This window comes from Pseudomonas sp. MT92, from assembly GCF_058792515.1.
The window spans coordinates 158,219-179,330 of sequence record NZ_JBXAFA010000007.1 but is presented as its reverse complement, the minus strand read 5'-3'; the positions used below and the strand labels follow the sequence as shown (position 1 = coordinate 179,330).

The 21,112-nt window shown below is 59.0% G+C and carries 13 protein-coding genes; 7 read left to right on the top strand and 6 right to left on the bottom strand.

Translation table 11 applies throughout. The annotated features are described in order from the left end of the window. Positions 1-204 precede the first annotated feature (204 nt). From trhO to AC1Q6D_RS15230, 3 genes are read left to right on the top strand one after another with little or no spacing between them, the layout of a single operon-like run. On the top strand, positions 205-1,146 hold the full coding sequence (trhO, locus tag AC1Q6D_RS15240) for an oxygen-dependent tRNA uridine(34) hydroxylase TrhO (RefSeq protein ID WP_103405726.1): 942 nt from the start codon (positions 205-207) through the stop codon (positions 1,144-1,146). A 39-nt stretch (positions 1,147-1,185) separates the two neighbouring features. After that, positions 1,186-1,788, top strand: coding sequence for a DsbA family protein (locus AC1Q6D_RS15235; RefSeq protein ID WP_178083148.1), 603 nt, complete (start codon positions 1,186-1,188; stop codon positions 1,786-1,788). Beyond that, on the top strand, positions 1,781-3,598 hold the full coding sequence (locus AC1Q6D_RS15230; protein WP_047527080.1) for an ABC transporter ATP-binding protein: 1,818 nt from the start codon (positions 1,781-1,783) through the stop codon (positions 3,596-3,598). Before AC1Q6D_RS15235 ends, AC1Q6D_RS15230 begins: the two co-directional genes overlap by 8 nt. 1 nt (position 3,599) lies before the next feature. Here AC1Q6D_RS15230 and AC1Q6D_RS15225 read toward each other — a convergent pair whose 3' ends face one another. Continuing rightward, complete coding sequence (locus AC1Q6D_RS15225) at positions 3,600-8,222, bottom strand: deaminase domain-containing protein (RefSeq protein WP_256590350.1); 4,623 nt, start codon at positions 8,220-8,222, stop codon at positions 3,600-3,602. Between the two features lie 181 nt (positions 8,223-8,403). Between AC1Q6D_RS15225 and AC1Q6D_RS15220 the strand changes: the two genes are divergently transcribed. Beyond that, positions 8,404-10,863 carry an EAL domain-containing protein gene (locus tag AC1Q6D_RS15220; protein WP_103405724.1) on the top strand — a complete coding sequence of 820 codons (2,460 nt, stop codon included), beginning with the start codon at positions 8,404-8,406 and terminating at the stop codon, positions 10,861-10,863. A gap of 78 nt (positions 10,864-10,941) precedes the next feature. Beyond that, the gene (locus AC1Q6D_RS15215) at positions 10,942-11,703 is read left to right on the top strand and encodes an iron-containing redox enzyme family protein (protein ID WP_219739221.1); all 762 of its coding nucleotides are present in this window, start codon (positions 10,942-10,944) and stop codon (positions 11,701-11,703) included. Between the two features lie 137 nt (positions 11,704-11,840). On the opposite strand, the gene AC1Q6D_RS15210 is transcribed toward AC1Q6D_RS15215, so the two are convergent. The 5 genes from AC1Q6D_RS15210 to AC1Q6D_RS15190 all read right to left on the bottom strand — a co-directional run bounded on the left by AC1Q6D_RS15210 (position 11,841) and on the right by AC1Q6D_RS15190 (position 16,722). Continuing rightward, positions 11,841-12,767, bottom strand: coding sequence for a GGDEF domain-containing protein (locus AC1Q6D_RS15210; RefSeq protein WP_103405723.1), 927 nt, complete (start codon positions 12,765-12,767; stop codon positions 11,841-11,843). A 361-nt stretch (positions 12,768-13,128) separates the two neighbouring features. Then, positions 13,129-13,869, bottom strand: coding sequence for a YciK family oxidoreductase (locus tag AC1Q6D_RS15205; protein ID WP_047527085.1), 741 nt, complete (start codon positions 13,867-13,869; stop codon positions 13,129-13,131). An 85-nt stretch (positions 13,870-13,954) separates the two neighbouring features. After that, complete coding sequence (gene mupP / locus AC1Q6D_RS15200) at positions 13,955-14,626, bottom strand: N-acetylmuramic acid 6-phosphate phosphatase MupP (RefSeq protein WP_090467988.1); 672 nt, start codon at positions 14,624-14,626, stop codon at positions 13,955-13,957. Between the two features lie 4 nt (positions 14,627-14,630). Then, positions 14,631-15,329 (bottom strand): bifunctional 2-polyprenyl-6-hydroxyphenol methylase/3-demethylubiquinol 3-O-methyltransferase UbiG, encoded by a 699-nt coding sequence (gene ubiG / locus AC1Q6D_RS15195; protein WP_103405722.1) that lies wholly within the window; start codon positions 15,327-15,329, stop codon positions 14,631-14,633. Positions 15,330-15,387: 58 nt separating this feature from the next. Next, entirely contained in the window at positions 15,388-16,722 is a 1,335-nt protein-coding gene (locus AC1Q6D_RS15190) for a TRZ/ATZ family hydrolase (RefSeq protein ID WP_103405721.1), read from the bottom strand. Between the two features lie 108 nt (positions 16,723-16,830). Between AC1Q6D_RS15190 and mtnA the strand changes: the two genes are divergently transcribed. Both mtnA and gyrA read left to right on the top strand, forming a co-directional pair. After that, a complete protein-coding gene (mtnA, locus tag AC1Q6D_RS15185; protein WP_047527088.1) occupies positions 16,831-17,907 on the top strand; it encodes an S-methyl-5-thioribose-1-phosphate isomerase in 1,077 nt (358 codons plus the stop codon). A gap of 426 nt (positions 17,908-18,333) precedes the next feature. Beyond that, the gene (gene gyrA, locus AC1Q6D_RS15180; protein ID WP_047527089.1) at positions 18,334-20,988 is read left to right on the top strand and encodes a DNA gyrase subunit A; all 2,655 of its coding nucleotides are present in this window, start codon (positions 18,334-18,336) and stop codon (positions 20,986-20,988) included. Positions 20,989-21,112: the final 124 nt, after the last annotated feature.

Genomic DNA, 21,112 nt, shown 5'->3' with positions numbered 1-21,112 from the left:
GCGCTGGTTCGGGGGGGGTAGGGGTGGGAGGGGGGTGTGGGGGTGGTTTGTGGGGGGGGGGAACCCCCCCCCCCCCCCACAACGTCATCTCGCCGTCCTAAATCACACGGTTTTTGTTAGAATATGCAACGCGCCGCTCACCCGGCGCGTTTTTTTTCGTATCCGGTTCACCCCTTACGAGGGTAGCCACCTGGAGAATCACCCATGACACAAAAGATTGTCGTGGCGGCACTGTATAAGTTCGTCACCCTGGAAAATTACGTCGACCTGCGCGAGCCCCTGCTCAAGGCGATGGTCGACAACGGCATCAAAGGCACCCTGCTGATCGCCAATGAAGGCATCAACGGCACCGTATCCGGCAGCCGCGAAGGCATCGACGGGCTCATGGCCTGGCTCAAGAACGACCCGCGCATGGACGACATCGACCATAAAGAGTCGTATTGCGACGAGCAGCCGTTCTACCGCACCAAGGTCAAACTCAAGAAAGAAATCGTCACCCTCGGCGTGGAAGGCGTGGACCCGAACAAAAAGGTCGGCACTTACGTTGATCCGCAGGATTGGAACGCGCTGATCAGCGATCCGGAAGTGTTATTGATCGATACCCGAAACGACTATGAAGTGTCGATCGGTACCTTTGAAGGCGCGATCGACCCGAAAACCACCAGTTTTCGCGAATTTCCCGACTACATCAAAGCTAACTTCGACCCGGCCGTGCACAAGAAGGTCGCGATGTTCTGCACCGGCGGCATTCGTTGCGAAAAGGCCTCGAGCTATATGCTCAGCGAAGGCTTCGATGAGGTCTATCACCTCAAGGGCGGCATCCTGAAGTACCTCGAAGAGGTGCCGCAGGAAGAAACCAAATGGCAGGGCGACTGCTTCGTGTTCGACAACCGCGTGACCGTTCGCCACGATCTGAGCGAAGGCGACTACGATCAGTGCCACGCCTGTCGTACGCCGGTCAGCGTCGAAGACCGTGCATCCGAACATTACGTGGCCGGTATCAGTTGCCCGCATTGCTGGGACAAACTGAGCGAGAAAACCCGTCGCAGCGCCATCGATCGGCAAAAGCAGATCGAGCTGGCCAAGGCTCGCAACATGCCTCACCCGATCGGCTACAACTACAAGCAAATCACCTCCGAGGCTTGAATCATGTCTGCATGTCGCCTGCTCTACTTGATGGACCCGATGTGTTCCTGGTGCTGGGGCTTTGCCCCGGTGGCCAACGCGCTGGTCGAGCAGGCGCAGGCAGCAGGAGTGGACGTGCACCTGGTGGTGGGCGGTTTGCGTACCGGCAGTGGCGCGGCGCTTGAACCGACCACGCGGCGTTACATCCTCGAGCATTGGCAGGCGGTCACCGAGGCCACCGGCCAGCCGTTCAAACGGGAAGGGGCCTTGCCGGATGGATTCGTCTACGACACCGAGCCCGCCTGTCGGGCGCTGGTGACGGCGCGCAGCCTGGCGCCGGATTGTGCGTGGAAACTGCTCGGCCTGATTCAGCAGGCGTTTTATGCCGAAGGTCGCGATGTCACCCACGCCAGCGTTCTGGTTGAGCTGGCGGAGCGTGCCGGCCTGCCGCGCATCGAGTTCGCCGCCGCTTTCGACCGTGCCGATATGCACGCCGCTACGGCTGCCGATTTCACGTGGGTCCAGGACCTGGGCATTGCCGGTTTCCCGACCTTGCTGGCTGAGCGAAATGGTCAATTGGCGCTGCTGACCAATGGTTACCAGCCGCTCAGTGTTCTTTCCCCGCTGCTCGGCCGCTGGCTGGAGCGCGCAGCCTGTGCATGATCTGCCCGACGATAGCGCGACGGTAAAACGTGTCGATCGGTTGAGCTGGGCGGAAATTCGTCGTCTGGCGCTTCATCACAAAAAGTCCTTGTGGATCGCCAACGGCGTGGCCGTGCTGGCGACGCTTTGCAGTGTGCCCATCCCCTTGCTCTTGCCATTGCTGGTGGACGAAGTGTTGCTGGGGCATGGTGACGCTGCGCTGAAAATCATGAACCACGCGCTGCCGGATGCCTGGCAGAAGGCTGCGGGTTACATCGGCCTGATGCTGCTGGTGACCCTGACGCTGCGCTGTGCTGCCTTACTGTTCAACGTGGTGCAGGCGCGGTTGTTCGCGGCGCTGGCCAAGGACATTGTCTACCGCATTCGCATCCGGCTGATCGAGCGACTCAAGCGTATTTCGCTGGGGGAATACGAAAGCCTGGGCAGCGGCACGGTGACCACGCACCTGGTCACTGACCTGGACACCCTGGACAAGTTCGTCGGAGAAACCCTCAGTCGTTTCCTCGTGGCCTTGCTGACGCTGGTGGGGACCGCGGGCATTCTGATGTGGATGCACTGGAAACTGGCGCTGCTGATTCTGTTGTTCAACCCGTTGGTGATCTACGCCACGGTGCAGTTGGGCAAGCGGGTCAAGCACCTGAAAAAGCTCGAGAACGACAGCACTTCGCGCTTCACCCAGGCGCTGACCGAAACCCTCGATGCGATCCAGGAAGTGCGTGCTGGCAACCGTCAGGGTTTTTTCCTCGGTCGCCTGGGGCTGCGGGCCAGGGAAGTCCGTGATTACGCGGTGAGCTCCCAGTGGAAAACCGATGCCTCAAACCGGGCCAGCGGCTTGCTGTTCCAGTTCGGCATCGATATTTTTCGCGCCGCGGCAATGCTGACGGTGCTGTTTTCCGACCTGTCCATCGGCCAGATGCTCGCGGTGTTCAGCTACCTGTGGTTCATGATCGGGCCGGTTGAACAACTGCTGAACCTGCAATACGCCTATTACGCTGCGGGCGGTGCCCTGTCGCGAATCAACGAACTGCTGTCCCGCGCCGATGAGCCGGAGTACCCGAAAGGGGTCGATCCGTTCAACGGCCGCGAGACGGTGGGCATCGAGGTTCAGGGCTTGAGTTTTGGCTACGGCGACGAACTGGTGCTGAACCAGATGAACCTCTCCATCGCCCCCGGCGAGAAAGTTGCGATCGTCGGCGCCAGCGGGGGTGGCAAGAGCACCCTGGTGCAACTGCTGCTGGGCTTGTACACACCACTGGCCGGCACCATTCGTTTCGGCGGTTCGACTCAGCAAGAGATCGGTCTGGAGACTGTCCGGGAGAATGTCGCCGTGGTCCTGCAACACCCGGCGCTGTTCAACGACACCGTGCGCGCCAACCTGACCATGGGCCGTGAACGCAGTGACGAGGCTTGCTGGCATGCGCTGGAAATCGCGCAGTTGCACGCCACGATTCGTGACTTGCCCAATGGCCTGGACAGCATCGTCGGGCGCTCCGGCGTGCGTTTGTCCGGTGGCCAGCGGCAACGCCTGGCGATCGCGCGGATGGTGTTGGCCGAGCCGAAAGTGGTGATCCTCGACGAGGCCACTTCAGCGCTGGATGCTGCCACCGAATACAACCTGCATCAGGCGATGGCACGGTTCCTGAGTAACCGCACCACGCTGATCATCGCCCACCGGCTGTCGGCGGTGAAACAAGCCGACAGGGTGCTGGTGTTCGACGGCGGGAAAATCGCCGAGGATGGCGACCATCAGCAGTTAATCGCTGATGGTGGCCTGTATGCCAAGCTATATGGGCATTTGCAGCGGTTGTAGGTTAACTCCACAGCACCTGGAGCGCGTTTTCCCCGCCGTCATAACCGAAATTTTTCATCACAATCGAGCACGATTCGCACGGGGGCATCGTCGTGGCGATATTGACGGACTTGATCGCCTTGGGGTCGGGGTATTTCTCCCGAATCACGTGGATCAACTTGCTTTCGCTGTCCAGTGACGTCGGTTTTTTCGACTGCACTGGCTTGTAGGTGCCGATGTCCTTGATGGTCGTCGGCACGGCCAGCAACTTGCCTTCAGCGGTCACATCGAGAGAGGTGTAGGGAAAGCTCTGATTCATGTCGATATTGAAGTAGGTTGATTCGCCGACCCGAACCGAATCCGCTCCAAAATTCTGTTTGAACAGCGGCAAGTGCCCGGTCGCTTGCTGGGCGCCGGAAACGCTGACGTAGATTTCCCGTTGCCCGCTGCTGGTCATGACCTCGGCGTAGGCAATGTTTCTCGGATTGAAGGAGCGTTGGCGCTTGGGGGTCAACTGGTGCAGCTTCTGCATGGTCTGGTTGATCCTTAGTGCGCTGTTGGCCTTGCTGGCGTCGATCGTCGGCGACATGAACAGCGTATCGAAGATACTGGCGGTGCTCTGACGCAAGTCTTCCGGAGCGTCCTTGCTCCTGCTCCATGTCGTGGCGCCTTCGGGCAGTCGAGTGACGATCATTCGGGTTGAATGATCGAACATCAGTGCTTCTCCGGGACTGGTGTCGACCTTCAGGAATTTCATGTTGCCCGCAGGGTCAGGGGCCGTTCCGATCGGAATGGCGATTTCGTCCATGGTTTTCATCGCGAGCTCAAGGGCTTCTTTACTGTGCATGCGTGCGATGTTGTTGGCGCTCAATGACCCGGTGTACACCGTTAGCAGTTCCGCACCCAAGGTGCCTTCAGCCATGTCAGCCTTCAACAAGCGTTTCAATGTCAGCGGCTCGCTCAGGCTTTGCCCTTTGGGCACTGTCGCAAAGTAATACTTGTCGGTATTGATTCGGCTGAAGACATAAGTACTCGATTCATCTTTGGACGGCACCAGAATGGCCCCGATCCGGTGCGGGTCATCGGCGCCCTCGTAAACCCCCTTGACCTCGATACGGCCATAAATACCTTTGCGGAACATCAGGGTGGCCGGCATCTCGTGGCGAGGCACCAGCCACTTCTTGGTAAAGCCAAGTGTGGTGATGTCACCTTTGTACAGCGTCGGGATGTTGTCGATGATCTGATAAAGATTGCCCTCATGGGTTACAAACTGGCCGTCATGACCGGGTCGGCTAACCGCTTCGGACACCCGGTCGCCAAACCAGGGCGCGTAACCTTTGGTTTCGTCGAACGAGCCGACTTCCGGTGTCGGGGCGGGTGTCCCTGTCACAAAACTATTGAGGCATTCGCTGCCGTTGTTTGGCGCGCGGCGTGGCCGGCAGGGGACTGACGTTAATGCGCTGCTGTCATCGATCATCTCGACGCGGCGCAGTTCTTCGCCGTCCAGACGGTACGGGACGTCGTCGATGAAGACTGTCGTGCGCCCATCGATGTCGAACTGGTAGCGAACGTGTGCCTGTTCCGGGAGTTCAAAGAAAACCAGCTCGTCGGTTTTCTTCACGGTGTCGTAGCTTGAGCGACCGAGTGAAAGTTCATGGTTCCGTGGAGTGAGTCGAGGTCCATAGGGGCGGGTGGACAGCGGGTCAACCAGGTAGTGGTGGCCGTCGATCTTTCGAACCGGTACATCTTCGATGCCTTTGACAATACCCAGCTCGTCGGCATCCATCAGCGGTTTCCAGCGTCCCGGTTCGGTGGCCTGAGGCAGGCTGCTGACCAAGTCGTAGCTATCGGCCTTGCCGGCGAGTTTTTTTAGTTGGAACACTGCCCGTCTTTCCAGGAAGACGACTGCACGTCCGGCGCCTTTTACGCCCCTGCCAACGAGCCGCAGCAGATCCACTGAACCGTCCAGGGGGTTGAGGTTCTTCAGGCTCGAAGTCAACAGTTTGCCGGACAGCTTCACCATTCGCGGCAATTTCGAGCGAATCCCCAATCCGGCAGCACGGGTGGCCAGCCTGATGCTGCCTGCGGCGAACTTACCCAAGGGAACTGCAAAGGACACGATATCGAGCACCAGGCCGATTGCGCCGAGAACGCGATCACCGAACTTGTCCGATTGAAGGTCTTCGATGCTCCCCCAGAATGGCAGGAATCCCTTGACGCTGTGAAGCCAGTGTTTTTCCTCGAGATGGCGTTCGTATGGGGTAACTCCCCAAGCCTCGCGGCGCACCTCCTTTTCATCCAGGTAAAGCAGGTGTGTCGCAATGAAGGACGCGATTTGCTGCGTGCGAGGGGATGTCAGCGTGAGGTTGGAAGAAATGTCGTGATGTGCCGACGGAGTGCGAGAAGGGGGGAGGGCGTCGCCGAGTGGGTCGAGAATCGCGAGGCAGGTGGCTCCTGGTTTCGGCGGCGTGCCGGTTGCATGGGCATCTTGGTCGAATGGCAAGCGGTGTTTGCGTATGGTGGTGTATAGGGCATAGAGGCGGTCGACGGAATAAATACCACGGACGCCACCCACATGGCCGGTTGTCACATCGGTGCGCGGTCTTATGACGCCGGCACGGGGCAAGCACTCGTAGAAGCGCACGGCTTTTTCGTAAGTGACTTGCAACACAAACCCCATGCGTGCCCTGAGCGGCAGGGTGTGTGCCGCCGTTTCTTCATCGACATTGCGCCCGGTTTCATCCCTGAGGCTCAGTACCCTGACTTCACCATGTTCCAGCGCCTTGCGATCGGCCCACGGCAATGTGACCAGCAGGCCTTTGATCAGCACTTCGTAAGCTGCTTTTGATTTGGCGAGGTAGCTTTTGAATTGCTCGTCGAATAGAACGGCAATATCAGGCAGGGTTCGGTTGCGTGGAAGTAAAGTGACAGAGCGAGCATCGGAATCAACCGGGCCCGATTCAAACGTGCGGTCCGTGGACAGTCTGATCCAAACCCTCGCGGTCTTGCCGTCGTCAGTGATGTACCACTTGCCATCAGCGTTCAAGCCGCCTGAGGCGTACACGTCCCGCAAGGGCCAGATTTTCTGCGGCAGCTCGGGGGTATCCACGATGTTGCGCTCAACGCGCTTGCCCGACCGATAGAGGTGGCGCATCACGCGGATGCTCAGCGGGTCCGGGCTAACGCCGGTGGCGAATGCCAGTTTCAGCTGTTGTTCCGCCAGCTTCAGCCGTTTTGGAGCGGAGATATCGAGTTGGACAATTGCCTCGTTCAACTGCACCTGGTGGTCTTCCAGCGCTTGCAAGGCTTTCAGTCTGCTTTCCTGAACATCGCCAGTTTGCGCGCTCGGTTCCACTGCATCGATCGCTTGCGCGCAGGTCAGCGCCGCTGGAACACGCGTCAGGGCGATTAACTGGAGCAGGGCTTCACTGGCGTTCTGGCTTTTTTTTAACGGTAGATCGGTGATTTGCTGGAAGGTCAGTCGTTGCAGCAGGGTCGGGTCCAGTGCATGAGCGAGATGGGCGCCGTGAACGAAATTGACCCAGACGACAGAGCTGGCATAGGGCAGGTCGGGGGGAATGTCGCGCACCTGGAATTCGACTGGAAACCTGGCTTGACAGAGCCTGCCCAGCAGCGCTGTTTCCGTCGGCGTGGTCGTATAAAGCGAGTCCTCCAGGTGTTGCCGGAAGTGCTTGCGGATATCGGCGTAGCTTTTGCCGTAGTTGAGGCGTTGTTGCAATTGATAGCCGGCAATGCTGTGTGACGCATCGGTGAGCGTTTGGAAGTACCAGAGTCGCAACGCCTCCAGCAGCAGTTTTGCGCCGATATCCGGCACTGTTTTTTCATCGGAACCGCTGCCGTACCAATTGAGTGTTTCCAGCAGGCGTTGGGCCAGGTCACGTGCCTTTGGAGTGTCGAGCAAGCGCCCAAGGCAGGCGGTGGGTTGGGTGGCCAGTTGTTGTGGTGTCATCGGTGGTGTGACTTCCCTGGCCAGGATGTCGATGACGGAGCTGGCTTCATTTGTGACGAGTTCGCTGACGACATTGAGCAGCAAGATGTGCTGGTGCTGTTCTATCAGTTCACTGATTTGCAGTCCCTGTTCCAGATTCAATCGGTGAATGGCGCGTTTCTCCTCCACCTCTTCAATCAGTCGGGTCAGGGAGTCCGTGTTTTGTTCAGCAGGCAAGGCGAGGCCGTAATACTTCAAGACCTGCGGCAGGGGCAAGACCCTGTCGGTGCGTATGTATCCACCTATGCCCACAAGCGCTGCCTGGAAGGCTCGAATCCGACTGGCGGAGCTTGTGACATCCTTGATTGTGTAGGTAGCGACGGTGCCATCATTGCGGCTCGTCGAAAACACACACTGATCGGCGATACCGTTTACTTCCGTCAAAAGTCCTTTAAGGGGGCGAAGATGCACAGACAAAGCATTGTCACTGGTGTCTTCGAAGAGGGCGCGCAAAAGCGTTTTCGTGCGCTCGTACTCAAGTGTCAAGGGCGAGTCCGCAGAGGGGGACAGGTAGAATCCATGCAGGTCGGAGGCTCTCGTCCTGACGGCTTGTAACGCGCTCAGTATTGTCTCGTACTCGGCCTGTTGGCCGGCATGCCGTTGAGCCGGGGTGGGCGCAGCAGTTGCAGTTTGCATGGGAAAGCGACTCTTAAATGGATGAGAGTCGCCAGTCTCAAAGTTTTGTTCACTGCGGATGCGGTACATATGTAGTGCATGTTGTACCGTGTCTGGCTTGCCGGAAGCTGGATCGCCCCCTAGTCTAGCTGTAGCGATTACGTCCGGAAGACGATCAAGCAGTGCTAACGCAAGGGACCTCATGAATCAAACGCGGACACTCGGAACGCCACGGTTGTTGGGCATCGTATGGCCATTTATCGCCGTAGTGGTGTTTCAAGCCCTATTGGGTGGCGTTAGCCTATATGTGCTGTCGGCGGTTCGCGGCTATGTCGCCGGTGAAAGCTTGTGGTCCAAAGGCCAAAAAGACGCCATCTACTACCTCAATCTCTACGCGGACAGTCGTGACGAGTCGATTTTCCGCAAATACCAGGACGCGATGGCCGTGCCTCAGGGCGGTCACGAGTTGCGGGTCGCGCTGGATCATCAACCGCCGAATATCGAAGCGGCGCGCCTGGCGATTCTCAAGGGTGGCAACCACCCGGATGACGTTCCCAGTCTGATCTGGCTGTACCTCAATTTCCGCCATTTCAGCTACCTCGAGAAGGCTATCGACCTCTGGACGGTGGGTGATTCGTATCTGGTCAAGCTTGATGATGTTGCACAGGACATGCACCGGCACATTGCCGCTGGCCCGGCCTCAGAGGCCGACATCAAGAACTGGAAGGCGCAGGTATTTGCAATCAATGTTGAAGTGACTCCGGCAGCGAAAGCTTTCAGTGACGCATTGGGAGAGGGGTCTCGGGTCATTCTCCGGCTGTTACTGGTGACCAACCTCGCCACCGCCCTTGGCCTGATTGCGCTGGCCTTGATGCGCACCCACAAGTTGCTCAAACAACGTCATGCCTTCGCCGATGCCCTGCAACTCGAGAAAGACCGGGCGCAGATCACCCTGCAATCGATTGGCGACGCGGTGATTACCACGGATGTCGACGGCGCAATTGCCTACATGAACCCCGCGGCCGAGACGTTGACCCACTGGAAGGCCGAGCAGGCGACGGGTTTGCCGCTGGCGGCGCTGTTCAATCTGCTGGACGAGAATGCCCACACCGACGGATTCACGTTGATCGAGCGAATTCTGAGCGGCCAGCTCAGCGGTGGCAGTGAACATTCCAAATTGATTCAACGCCTCGATGGCAGCACGGTGTCGGTCACGCTGGTTGGCGCGCCGATCCGCAATGCCGGCAACGTCAGCGGCGCCGTACTGGTGCTGCACGACATGACCCAGGAGCGGCAATACATTGCCAATCTGTCCTGGCAGGCTACCCATGACGCATTGACCGGGCTCGCCAACCGTCGCGAGTTCGAGTATCGCCTGGAGCAGGCGCTACACACGCTGGCGCGGCAGACGGGGCGTCACGCCCTGATGTTTCTCGATCTGGATCAATTCAAGTTGGTCAACGATACCTGCGGCCATGCGGCGGGAGATGAATTACTGCGGCATATCTGCGCGCTGTTGCAATCGGGATTGCGCGAAGGCGATACCCTCGCTCGTCTGGGCGGCGACGAGTTCGGCATCCTGCTGGAGAATTGTGGGTTGGAGGCGGCGGAAATTATTGCCGAGAGCCTGCGCCAGACTGTACAGAATCTGCACTTTGTCTGGAAAGGTCGACCTTTCGTGACCACCGTCAGTATCGGGCTGGTGCATGTCGCGCAACATCCGGCCACACTTGAGGCTTCGTTGCGCGCTGCCGACATGGCCTGCTACATGGCCAAGGAAAAAGGTCGTAACCGGGTTCAGCTCTATCATCCGGATGATTCGGAACTGTCCCTGCGTTTCGGCGAAATGGCTTGGGTGCAACGCTTGCACATGGCCCTGGAAGAAGATCGCTTCTGCCTGTATGCCCAGGAAATCGCGCCGCTCGGCCGTACTGAAGCGGGCAGCGGACACATTGAGATTCTGCTGCGTCTGCATGACGAAGCCGGGCGCATGATCCTGCCGGACAGCTTTATTCCGGCGGCCGAGCGTTATGGCCTGATGAGCTTGATTGATCGCTGGGTCGTGCAAAACGTATTCAAGATCATTGCCCAATGTCGTGCCGAACAGCGTCAGGGGCCTTTGGCCATGTGTGCGATCAATCTGTCAGGCACTACCATCGGAGATGAGGCTTTTCTGGACTTCCTGCGTGAACAGTTCGTTACTTATTCAATACCGGCTGAAATGATTTGTTTTGAAATTACTGAAACCAGTGCCATTTCAAATTTGGGCAGCGCGATCAGATTCATTAATGAACTCAAAGGCTTAGGCTGCCATTTTTCGCTGGACGATTTTTGCGCCGGTATGTCCTCATTCGCTTACTTGAAACATTTGCCTGTAGACTTCCTGAAGATCGACGGGAGTTTCGTAAAGGATATGCTGGACGACCCGATTAACCGCGCCATGGTCGAGGTGATCAATCATATCGGTCATGTCATGGGTAAGCGTACGATTGCCGAGTTTGTCGAGACGCCTCAGATCGAGCAGGCATTGCTGGAGATCGGGGTGGATTACGCTCAAGGGTATCTCATTGAGCGCCCGCAACTGTTTACCTGCGATAGTTTGCAAAGTCGTCCCGCCAGGCCTCAGCCTTTGTTGTTCAGGGCGCCTGGCACGTTCCGTTGAAATCTCTTGCTGATCCCAACAATCACAATCAAAAGGAGCTCGACAGTGATCGACACATTCAACCGAACCGGACCACTCATGGAAGCTGCAAGTTATCCCGCCTGGGCTCAACGATTGGTCCAGGACTGCAGCGAGAGCAAGCGCCGGGTCGTCGAACACGAACTGTATCAGCGCATGCGTGACAACACGCTCAGTGCCAAGACTATGCGCCAGTACCTGATAGGTGGCTGGCCGGTGGTTGAACAGTTCGCGTTATACATGGCACAAAACCTGACCAAGACCCGTTTTGCCCGCCACCCAGGCGAGGACATGGCGCGTCGCTGGTTGATGCGCAACATTCGCGTCGAATTGAACCACGCCGATTACTGGGTGAACTGGAGCCGTGCTCACGGCGTCACTCTTGAAGATCTGCAGGCTCAACAGGTAGCCCCTGAACTTCACGCCTTGAGCCATTGGTGCTGGCACACCAGTTCCTCGGACTCGCTGATCGTGGCCATTGCGGCCACCAACTATGCCATTGAAGGCGCAACCGGGGAGTGGTCGGCGCTGGTCTGTTCCAATGGCGTCTATGCGGCGTCGTTTCCCGAGGAGGAGCGCAAGCGGGCGATGAAGTGGCTGAAGATGCATGCTCAGTACGACGATGCTCATCCATGGGAAGCGCTGGAAATCATCTGCACACTGGCAGGCATGAATCCGAGCAAATCCCTGCAGACGGAATTGCGCCAGGCTGTGTGCAAGAGCTACGACTACATGTTTCTGTTCCTGGAACGCTGCATGCAGCTGGAGCACGCGGAAAGAACGCCGGTAGCCCGTGAGCGATTGGCGCTGGCCGAGAGCTGATCCGAGTAACATGCAATAAGACTGTGGGAGCGAGCCTGCTCGCGAAAGCGGTTTATCAATCAACATTGATGTTGACTGGCACTCCACTATCGCGAGCAGGCTCGCTCCCACATTGATTATGTAGCGTTGCTGAAATCTCAGCCCGCCATCGTCAAACGGTTACGCCCTTCGCGCTTGGCCACATAAAGCGCATTGTCGGCCCTGCGCAACAGGCTCTCCACAGACTCGCCTGGCAACAGGGTCGAGCAACCGATGCTGACAGTCAGCCCGACCAGACGGCCATCAGCCAGGAAGTCCTCGGTTTGCGCCGCCAACCGCAGTCGTTCGCCAACCATGGCCGCTGCTTCCCGGGCGGTGTTCGACAGCAGGATCAGGAACTCTTCCCCGCCATAGCGAAACACCATGTCTACGTTACGCAACTGGCCCTTGATCGACGCGGAAACGGCCTTGAGCACGTCATCGCCGGCACTGTGCCCGTGGGTGTCGTTGATCTGCTTGAAGTGATCGATGTCCAGCATCAATAGCGACAGCGGTTGCAGATGGCGCCGTGACAGTTCGATTTCCCGCTGCAGCGTCTGGTCCATGGCGATACGGTTGCCGGTGTCGGTCAGTGGATCGCGCAATGCGCTCCGGGTGGCGGCACGGTAAAGCAAGGCGTTGCGCATCGGATAAAGCAGCGAGGCCAGCAGCGATTCGAGGTTGCCCTGTTCTGGCTCGGTGAAGCGCTGATTGCGGCGAAACACCAGTTCACCCAGGTGTTCGCCTTCATGACTGAGGTTGTAACTGATGGAGTGATGACCGCGTTGGCCGAACTCCAGGCGCAAGTCGCTGCTATTGTGCTGGTAGCTCAAGGAATCGAGTGGAACGAGTCGCTGAATTTCGCGGAAAAACAGTCCGAGAATGCGTTGTGGCTCAAGACTGGTTTGCAGTTGCAGGCTCAGTTGCTGGCGCAGTTGCGCCAGACTGGGAGGTCTTTCCAGGGTGGTTTGCTGCTGACCAAAACCCAGGCGTTGCAATTTGGCGCTATCGAAGTCAATTGCGTTGGACTGGGAAGGTGATTTCATATGGTGTGCGCCCCTGAGCAGTAAGGCTGTCTTACAAGCTGGGTGAGAGCGGCTTTGGGCTGCGCGTCATACTGGTCCGTCAGTCCCGTAGGACATCTCTTACAAGTCTAATCTGCTTTATCGCGGTTTTGTAACCCGTCGAGTTAAGCCCCGCTTGCCTGCTTTCTCACTGCCTGTTTGAACAAAGGTAGAGCGAAAGTCATGCCAGAGCGTTCAATTAAATAAAAATATTTCGAAATCAGCATGTTAGCGGTAGCTGAAATGGTGGAGGGCACTTGTGCGGCATTTGTTTGACTGAAAAACCACTGAACCTTGAGTGCCGCGACGGGAAGTCGGCGCGGCACAAAAGCGACGCACGGTATTACTGGGCGTTGAATGCCTGGCCGTTGATACCTGTGCTGTCCGGCCCCATCAGGTACAGATAGACCGGCATGATCTCTTCCGGCGTCGGGTTGTTCAGCGGATTTTCCCCGGGATACGCCTGGGCGCGCATGCTGGTACGCGTAGCACCCGGGTTGATGCTGTTGGAGCGTACGGGGGCCACGGTGTCGACTTCATCGGCCAGGGTTTGCATCAGGCCTTCGGTGGCGAACTTCGAGACACCGTAAGCGCCCCAGTACGCACGGCCCTTGCGGCCGACGCTGCTGGAGGTGAATACCACCGAGGCGTCCCGGGACAGCTTGAGCAGTGGCAACAGTGTGCTGGTCAGCATGAACATGGCGTTGACGTTGACTTGCATGACCCGCATGAAGTTTTCGCCGGACAGTTGTTCGATCGGCGTGCGTGGGCCGATGATTGACGCGTTGTGCAGCAGGCCATCGAGGTGGCCGAATTCGCTTTCGATCATCGCCGCCAGCTCATCGTATTGATGGGGCAGGGCGGTTTCCAGATTGAACGGGATCACCGCGGGTTGCGGATGGCCGGCCGCTTCGATTTCGTCGTAGACCTGAGTCAGATTGGCTTCGGTCTTGCCCAGTAACAGTACGGTAGCGCCATGGGCTGCATAGGCTTTCGCGGCGGCGGCGCCTATGCCGCGACCGGCGCCGGTGACCAGGATGACCCGGTCCTTGAGCAAATCAGGGCGAGCGGAATAATCGAACATAAAAACCTCACAGCAAATTCAACAAGAAGCGGAGACCGAACCTGTGGCGAGGGAGCAAGCTTCCTCACCACCAAGGCATCTTTGGTCAGCAGCTACAAAGGGCGCTATCGAGCACCTTGCGCAATTCCAGCGGATGATCGACCACCACGTCTGCGCCCCAGTGCCGCGGGTTATCGTCCGGGTGGATGTAGCCGAAAGTCACCGCTGCCGTCCTGGTACCCGCATCGCGACCCGATTCGATATCGCGCAAATCATCGCCGACGAACAAGACGCTGGCCGGGTGAAGGTCGAGCATCTTGCAGGCGAGGATCAGTGGCTCGGGGTCCGGTTTGCTGTTCTTCACGTGGTCCGGACAGATCAGCAGGGCCGAACGCTCGGCCAGCCCGAGCTGCTGCATGATCGGTTCGGCGAAACGCAGTGGCTTGTTGGTGACCACGCCCCAGATCAGGTTGGCGCTCTCGATGTCGGCCAGCAGTTCGCCCATGCCGTCGAATAGCTTGCTGTGCACGGCACAACCCACGAGGTAGCGCTCAAGGAATTCCAGGCGCAGCTCTTCGAAGCCTGGGGACTCAGGGTCCATGGAGAAGGTCACGGCGACCATCGCCTTGGCGCCACCGGAAATCTCATCGCGAATATGTTTGTCGTTGATCGGCGGCAAGCCGCGATCGGCACGCATCGCCTGACAGATCGCAATGAAGTCCGGCGCGGTGTCGAGCAGGGTGCCGTCCATGTCGAATAGAACTGCTCTGATACGCATCGGCTTACTCCTCGCGCAGGGTCTGGATCATGTAGTTGACGTCAACGTCGGCTGCCAGTTTGTAGTGCTTGGTCAGCGGGTTGTAGGTCAGGCCGATGATGTCCTTGACCGTCAGGCCAGCCATGCGGCTCCAGGCGCCAAGCTCGGAAGGGCGGATGAATTTCTTGAAGTCGTGGGTGCCGCGCGGCAGCAGCTTCATGATGTATTCGGCGCCGACAATGGCGAACAGGTAGGCCTTCGGGTTGCGGTTGATGGTGGAGAAGAACACCTGGCCGCCGGGTTTGACCATGCGGAAGCAGGCGCGGATGACCGAGGAGGGGTCCGGCACGTGTTCGAGCATCTCCAGGCAGGTGACTACGTCGAATTGCTCCGGCATTTCCTCGGCCAGGGCTTCGGCGGTGATCTGCCGGTATTCGACGTTCACGCCGGACTCCAGTTGATGCAACTGCGCGACCGCCAGCGGCGCTTCGCCCATGTCGATGCCCATCACCGTAGCGCCGCGCTGGGCCATGGCTTCGCTGAGAATGCCACCGCCGCAGCCGACATCGAGGACTTTCTTGCCGGCCAGGTTGACGCGTTCGTCAATCCAGTTGACTCGCAGCGGGTTGATGTCGTGCAGGGGTTTGAATTCGCTTTCACGATCCCACCAGCGGTGCGCCAGGGCTTCGAATTTGGCGATTTCGGTGTAGTCGACGTTGCTCATGGTTTAAGTCCTCTAAAACTTGAAAAATCCTGTTGCCCCGGTTTTCGTTCCGGGGGGCTTACGATTCATTGCGACCGCTGATGCGCTGGCCCCAGGCCTTGGCGGTAGCGATCAACTGTTGTTCATCCAGGCGGGTCAGGCGCCGGTCGTCCAGCAGTTGCTGGCCGGCGACCCAAAGGTGTTTCACGTTGTCCCGGCCGGTTGCATAGATAAGCTGCGAAACAGGGTCATAGACTGGTTGTTGGGCCAGCCCGGAGAGGTCGAATGCCACCATGTCCGCGGCTTTGCCGAGTTCCAGTGAGCCGACCTCGGCTTCGATCCCCAGGGCGCGTGCACCATTGAGTGTGGCCATGCGCAGGGCGCGATGGGCATCCAGCGCGGTGGCCGAGCCGGCGACCGCCTTGGCCAGCAGGGCGGCGGTGCGGGTTTCACCGAGCAGGTCCAGATCGTTATTGCTGGCCGAGCCGTCGGTGCCGACCGCGACATTCACGCCAGCCTGCCACAGGCGTTCCACCGGGCAGAAACCGCTGGCCAGCTTCAGGTTCGACTCCGGGCAATGAATCACGCTGGTGTTGCTTTCTACCAGCAGGGCCAGGTCTTCCTCGCTGATCTGGGTCATGTGAACGGCCTGGAAGCGCGGCCCGAGCAGGCCCAGTCGCGCGAGGCGAGCCAGCGGACGTTCTCCGCGCTGCTCGATCGACTGCTGCACCTCGAACGCGGTTTCATGCACGTGCATGTGGATCGAAGCGTCGAGTTCTTCGGCGATCACGCGGATTTTTTCCAGGTTTTCGTCGCCCACGGTATAGGGGGCATGGGGGCCGAAGGTGACTTTGATGCGGTCATGGTGCTTGAGGTCGCCGAACAACTCGATGCCCTGACGAATGGCTTCGTCCGCCGTGCTGGCGCCGGGAATGGGGAAATCGAGAATCGGGATCGCGATCTGTGCGCGAATGCCGCTCTTATGCACGCGCTCGGTGGCAACCTTCGGGAAGAAATACATGTCAGAGAAGCAGGTGATGCCACCTTTGATCTGCTCGGCGATGGCCAGGTCCGTGCCGTCGCGGACAAACTCCTCGTCGACCCATTTGGCTTCGGCTGGCCAGATGTGGTTTTCCAGCCAGGTCATGAGCGGCAGGTCATCGGCCAGGCCGCGGAACAGGGTCATCGCCGCATGTCCGTGAGCATTGATCAGGCCGGGACTGAGCAAGATGTCCGGCAGTTCTCGCACTTCGCTTGCATTAAGCTTCAGGGCGGCGGAACGTGGGCCGATGAAGACAATGCGTCCGTCGCGGATGCCCAGGGCATGGTCCTTGAGGACAACGCCAGCGGGTTCGACGGGTACCAGCCAGGTCGGCAGTAATAACAGGTCGAGCGCAGCGGCAGTGTTCGGCATCGAGGGTCGGTTCCAGTGCTTTTGTAAAGGATGGCGAAGTATACCCGAGCGTCTTCGCGGGGGGATCGCTATAATCGGCGGCTTTTGTTCATGAGTGCGGGGTGAGGGATGCGCGATCGACTGTTGGCTGCGGAGAAAGTGAAGGCCATCGATTGGCGTGATGGCGCCCTGTATCTGCTGGATCAGCGTATTTTGCCGTTCGAGGAGACCTGGATCGCCTACACCAGCGCGGCTGGCGTGGCCGAGGCCATTCGCTCGATGGTGGTGCGCGGTGCGCCGGCGATCGGTATCAGTGCCGCTTATGGTGTTGTGCTGGCGGCTCGCGCGCGGTTTGCCGAGGGCGGGGACTGGCAGGCGGCGCTGGCGGAGGATTTTGCTCTGCTCGCCGATTCCCGGCCGACCGCTGTCAATCTGTTCTGGGCGCTGGGTCGCATGCAGGAACGGCTCGATCGGCTGAAGAATCACGCCGATCCGCTCTCTGTCCTGGAGGCCGAGGCCATCGCAATCCACGAAAGTGATCGCGAAGCCAACCTCACCATGGCGCAACTGGGTGTGGACCTGATCCGCAAGCATCAGGGCAACGCTCAGGCCATCCTGACCCATTGCAATACCGGCGCGCTGGCCACCGGCGGCTTCGGTACCGCGTTGGGTGTGATTCGCGGGGCGTTCATCGAAGGCATGGTCGAGCGCGTTTACGCCGATGAAACGCGCCCATGGTTGCAGGGTTCGCGATTAACGGCGTGGGAGTTGGCCAACGAAGGCATCCCCGTCACTCTCAATGCCGATTCCGCTGCTGCGCACATCATGAAAACCAAGGGTATTACCTGGGTGATCGTCGGCGCGGACCGGATCACCGCCAATGGCGACGTGGCGAACAAGATCGGCACTTATCAGCTGGCGGTCAACGCCATGCACCACGGTGTACGATTTATGGTGGTGGCGCCGAGTTCGACCATCGACATGAGCCTGGCCAGTGGCGACGACATTCCGATTGAAGAGCGTGATGGTCGCGAGTTGCTGGAAGTCGGTGGCAAACGGGTCGGGGCGGATGTCGATGCATTCAATCCGGTGTTCGATGTCACACCGGCTGACTTGATCGACGCCATCGTCACCGAAAAAGGCATCGTCGAGCGCCCGGATACGGCGAAAATGACGCAGTTGATGTGTCGTAAGCGCCTGCATTGATGTTCTCTGGTGCCTGGTAAATCGCCATCGCTGGCAAGCCAGCTCCGACAGGGTTCTGAAGTGTTCACAAAACCTGTGGGAGCTGGCTTGCCAGCGATGAGGCCCTATATACCAATGAATCAGCCAGATCCCGCCCCAAATTCCTCATTCAAAGCGGCTCTAAGCTTCTCTGATCTCCTTCAAGCCTGTCACCGGTCAACTAACTATGCTCCATGCGCATCTGGGGGATAGGTGCGTGGCGGCTCTTGTGATAACATCCGGCGGTTTCCAGGGCTGCCCCAAGGGGCGACCTTTACTGCGCAGATCCATGGCATAACTCGTTGATTTGTCGTAAGTCGGTGCATGGCAATGAGCCTGCAGCGGCGAGCTTCGTTCGTCCCATATGGATGTGACGAAGTTTCACCAGAAAAAGGAATCAGGCTTCTCATGGGCGAACTGGCCAAAGAAATCCTCCCGGTCAATATCGAAGACGAGCTGAAGCAGTCCTACCTCGACTACGCGATGAGCGTAATTGTCGGGCGGGCACTGCCGGATGCGCGCGATGGCTTGAAGCCCGTGCACCGGCGCGTGCTGTTCGCGATGAGCGAGCTGGGCAACGACTTCAACAAGCCGTACAAGAAATCTGCCCGTGTTGTCGGTGACGTGATCGGTAAGTATCACCCGCACGGTGATACCGCGGTGTACGACACCATCGTTCGGATGGCGCAGCCATTCTCCTTGCGCTACCTGCTGGTAGACGGCCAGGGCAACTTCGGTTCGGTGGACGGCGACAACGCCGCGGCCATGCGATACACCGAAGTGCGCATGACCAAGCTGGCGCACGAGCTGCTGGCCGACCTGCATAAAGAAACCGTGGACTGGGTGCCGAACTACGACGGCACCGAAATGATCCCGGCGGTCATGCCGACCCGTATTCCCAACCTGCTGGTCAACGGCTCCAGCGGTATTGCCGTGGGCATGGCGACCAACATTCCGCCGCACAACCTCGGTGAAGTCATCGACGGTTGCCTGGCCCTCATCGACAATCCTGAGCTGACCGTCGATGAGTTGATGCAATACATTCCCGGTCCGGACTTCCCGACGGCAGCGATCATCAACGGTCGCGCCGGCATCATCGAAGCCTACCGCACCGGTCGCGGCCGCATTTACATGCGCGCCCGCTCGATGATCGAAGACATCGACAAGGTCGGTGGCCGTCAGCAGATCGTCATCACCGAACTCCCATACCAGCTGAACAAGGCCCGTCTGATCGAGAAGATCGCCGAGCTGGTGAAAGAGAAGAAGCTCGAAGGCATCACCGAGCTGCGCGACGAGTCCGACAAGGATGGTATGCGCGTCGTGATCGAGTTGCGTCGCGGCGAAGTGCCGGAGGTGATTCTCAATAACCTCTACGCCCAGACCCAGCTGCAAGCGGTGTTCGGCATCAACATCGTTGCGCTGATCGACGGTCGCCCACGGATCCTGAACCTCAAGGACCTGCTGGAAGCCTTCGTCCGTCACCGTCGCGAAGTGGTTACCCGCCGCACCGTGTTCGAACTGCGCAAGGCGCGCGAGCGTGGTCACATCCTTGAAGGTCAAGCGGTTGCCCTGTCGAACATCGACCCGGTCATCGCCCTGATCAAGGCCTCGCCAACCCCGTCGGAAGCCAAGGAAGCGCTGGTCAGCACCCCTTGGGAATCCTCTGCCGTGGTCGCGATGGTCGAGCGTGCCGGCGCCGATTCGTGCCGTCCGGAAAACCTCGATCCGCAATACGGTCTGCGCGATGGCAAGTACTTCCTGTCGCCAGAACAGGCGCAAGCCATTCTGGAACTGCGTCTGCACCGTCTGACCGGTCTGGAACACGAAAAGCTGCTGGCCGAGTATCAAGAGATCCTCAACCAGATCGGCGAGCTGATCCGCATCCTCAACAGCGCCACGCGCTTGATGGAAGTGATCCGCGAAGAACTGGAAGTGATCCGCGCCGAATACGGCGATGTGCGTCGCACCGAGATTCTGGATGCCCGTCTCGACCTGACCCTGGGTGACATGATCCCGGAAGAAGAGCGCGTCGTGACCATTTCCCACGGTGGCTATGCCAAGACCCAGCCGCTGGCTGCGTACCAGGCCCAGCGTCGTGGCGGTAAAGGCAAGTCGGCGACTGGCGTCAAGGATGAGGACTACATCGCTCACCTGCTGGTTGCCAACAGTCACACCACGCTGCTGCTGTTCTCCAGCAAGGGCAAGGTGTACTGGCTCAAGACCTACGAAATCCCCGAGGCGTCCCGTGCTGCCCGTGGTCGTCCGCTGGTCAACCTGCTGCCGCTGGATGACGGTGAATACATCACCACCATGCTGCCGGTCGAGGAGTACACCGAAGGTCACTACATCTTCATGGCTACCGCAAACGGCACCGTGAAGAAGACCCCGCTGGAATCCTTCAGCCGTCAACGCAGCGTCGGCTTGATCGCCCTGGAGCTGGATGAGGGCGACGTGCTGATTTCCGCAGCGATTACCGATGGCGAACGTGAAGTCATGCTGTTCTCCGATGGCGGCAAGGTGACTCGCTTCAAGGAATCCGACGTTCGCGCCATGGGCCGTACCGCCCGCGGCGTGCGCGGCATGCGCCTGCCGGAAGGCCAGAAGCTGATTTCCATGCTGATCCCGGAAGAAGGCAGCCAGATCCTCACCGCTTCCGAGCGTGGTTTCGGCAAGCGTACGGCGATCACCGAGTTCCCTGAGTACAAGCGTGGCGGCCAGGGCGTTATCGCCATGGTCAGCAACGAGCGTAACGGCCGTCTGGTCGGTGCGGTTCAGGTGCTCGATGGCGAGGAGATCATGCTGATTTCCGACCAGGGCACCCTGGTACGTACCCGTGTCGACGAAGTCTCCAGCCTGGGTCGTAACACCCAGGGCGTAACCCTGATCAAACTGGCCAAGGATGAAACCCTGGTTGGTCTGGAGCGGGTTCAGGAACCGTCGGAGGTCGAGGGTGAAGAGCTGGAAGGTGAAGAGGGTGCGGAGTTCGACGGTGAGGTCGTGATCGACGACGTTGTCGAAGACCAGCAACTCGACGCCGCCGCTGACGAAGAACCTCAAGAGTAAGCGGGTAAGCAGGGGGCGGATGAAAATTCGCCCCCTTGTTGTTTGTCCGTAATGAAATATCGACACCTCTGGAGATCCCTTGTGGGAGCGAGCCTGCTCGCAATGCAGGCGCCACGGTACGTCT

Bases quoted from the DNA above. Each gene is read 5' to 3' on its own strand.
- trhO (WP_103405726.1), top strand. From the start codon at position 205: ATGACACAAAAGATTGTCGTGGCGGCACTGTATAAGTTCGTCACCCTG.
- AC1Q6D_RS15190 (WP_103405721.1), bottom strand. From the start codon at position 16,722: ATGCCGAACACTGCCGCTGCGCTCGACCTGTTATTACTGCCGACCTGG.
- AC1Q6D_RS15205 (WP_047527085.1), bottom strand. From the start codon at position 13,869: ATGTTCGATTATTCCGCTCGCCCTGATTTGCTCAAGGACCGGGTCATC.
- mupP (WP_090467988.1), bottom strand. From the start codon at position 14,626: ATGCGTATCAGAGCAGTTCTATTCGACATGGACGGCACCCTGCTCGAC.
- gyrA (WP_047527089.1), top strand. From the start codon at position 18,334: ATGGGCGAACTGGCCAAAGAAATCCTCCCGGTCAATATCGAAGACGAG.
- AC1Q6D_RS15235 (WP_178083148.1), top strand. From the start codon at position 1,186: ATGTGTTCCTGGTGCTGGGGCTTTGCCCCGGTGGCCAACGCGCTGGTC.
- ubiG (WP_103405722.1), bottom strand. From the start codon at position 15,329: ATGAGCAACGTCGACTACACCGAAATCGCCAAATTCGAAGCCCTGGCG.
- AC1Q6D_RS15220 (WP_103405724.1), top strand. From the start codon at position 8,404: ATGAATCAAACGCGGACACTCGGAACGCCACGGTTGTTGGGCATCGTA.
- AC1Q6D_RS15225 (WP_256590350.1), bottom strand. From the start codon at position 8,222: ATGCAAACTGCAACTGCTGCGCCCACCCCGGCTCAACGGCATGCCGGC.
- AC1Q6D_RS15215 (WP_219739221.1), top strand. From the start codon at position 10,942: ATGGAAGCTGCAAGTTATCCCGCCTGGGCTCAACGATTGGTCCAGGAC.
- mtnA (WP_047527088.1), top strand. From the start codon at position 16,831: ATGCGCGATCGACTGTTGGCTGCGGAGAAAGTGAAGGCCATCGATTGG.
- AC1Q6D_RS15210 (WP_103405723.1), bottom strand. From the start codon at position 12,767: ATGAAATCACCTTCCCAGTCCAACGCAATTGACTTCGATAGCGCCAAA.